Origin of the sequence: Ideonella azotifigens (genome assembly GCF_006519715.1) — a bacterium.
Lineage (GTDB): Bacteria > Pseudomonadota > Gammaproteobacteria > Burkholderiales > Burkholderiaceae_C > Ideonella > Ideonella azotifigens.
On record NZ_VIDT01001197.1, the window covers coordinates 1 to 1005 of the forward strand.

Annotated in this window: 1 protein-coding gene, 1 pseudogene and 1 riboswitch; the gene and the pseudogene both read right to left on the reverse strand. The window is 70.2% G+C overall.

The window, feature by feature from the left end:
* A pseudogene (locus FKP22_RS31570) lies at positions 1-256 on the reverse strand (phosphomethylpyrimidine synthase ThiC); the annotation flags it as partial.
* Positions 257-372: 116 nt separating this feature from the next.
* A riboswitch (TPP riboswitch) is annotated at positions 373-473 on the reverse strand.
* A gap of 36 nt (positions 474-509) precedes the next feature.
* On the reverse strand, positions 510-1005 hold a 496-nt coding region (locus FKP22_RS31575), incomplete at its 5' end, for a putative sulfate exporter family transporter (RefSeq protein ID WP_141292091.1).

Consider the following 1005-nt stretch of genomic DNA (forward strand, 5'->3'; position numbering starts at 1 on the left):
CGCGAGGGCCGGGCAGGCCGCGGCGCACGTCCACCGCCACGGCAGGGTCCGTGTACGGGCCGGTGCAGTCGTAGACGCTGACGCGCTCGCCATTGCTCAGCGCGATCTCGCGCATCGGCACGTGGATCTTCAGCGGGCCTTGCGGCGTCGTGACGGCCTGCTGCGTGTGGACTTTGCGCGAACCTGGAAAGGGCGCGCAGGCCTCGGCCAGTTCGGTAGCGAAGCGCTGGGCGGCAGAGGATTCGGGTGCGTTCATGGCGGTCTCCTGGATGGCAAGCACAAAGGTCAGTGCTCCGGAGACCGCCTGCTGGCCGGGGTGGATGCAACCGGGCCGAGGACACGTCTGCCCCAGGCCCAGGTTGCACGCCCGGCCAATCGGGCATGCGCTCTTCTTCCGCCGGTACGAACCGGATCAAGTTCACGGGTTGGACCTTTCAGTCCTCTCAGCGCTGTGCGCACCCCGGAGCGAGGCGGAGTGTAGCCGCATTGCCGCGCGCGGGAAAAGCCCGTCAGCGCAACAGGGCGCTGGCCCCCGCTGTGATCAGCCCGCCGCCCAGCAGCAGCCAGCCGAACAGCAGCGCCGCCAGCAGCAGGGGCCGCGGACCGGCGCGGCGCAGCAGGGTCAGCGGCGTGGCCAGGCCCAGTGCGGCCATCGCGGTGGCGATCAGTGCCAGGTCCAGGCCTTGTGCGGCGTGCAGCCAGGCGGCGGGCAACCAGCCTGTCGAGCGCAGCAGCACCATGCCGATGAAGCCAAATGCGAACCAGGGCAACGCCAGTTTAGAAGAGGCGCCTGAATTGCCGCCGCGCCGTGCCAGCAGTGCCGACAGCAGCAACAGGAACGGTGCCAGCATCATCACGCGCAGCATCTTGGCGACGACCGCCGCGTCGCCTATCTCCGCAGGCAGCACGCGGCCAACGGCGAGCGCCTGCGCCACCTCGTGCAGCGTGGCGCCCGCAAACAGCCCGAAGCCCGGCGCCCGCCCGCTCCACGAAAACAGCAGCGGG